At 42.4% G+C, this 255-nt stretch carries 1 pseudogene; it reads right to left on the bottom strand.

What is annotated here, in order from left to right:
- A pseudogene (locus tag KI375_RS27175) lies at positions 1-255 on the bottom strand (IS5/IS1182 family transposase); the annotation flags it as partial.

Raw genomic sequence — 255 nt, 5'->3', positions numbered from 1 at the left:
TTTGGACAGACTTATCCAAATCCGTTGCCATCTGTTGAAGTTCTTTTGTCGTTAGAGCCTCGGGGCTTTCCCGTTCGATTTCTGGAATGATTTCTTTCTCCACCAGTTCTTCATAGAGGGTATTCGACTTCTCGATGAGTTTTGCTTGGTAACGTTCGATGGATTTTCGCCAGACAAAGGTGAATTTATTGGCATTGGCTTCGATTTTGGTTCCATCGATAAAGATAGCCTCTGCATCAATCAACTCTTTTTCCA

Origin of the sequence: Bacillus sp. J14TS2 (assembly GCF_018333015.1) — a bacterium.
GTDB lineage: Bacteria > Bacillota > Bacilli > Bacillales > Bacillaceae_C > Lederbergia.
This window is presented reverse-complemented; position numbering and strand designations above follow the sequence as displayed.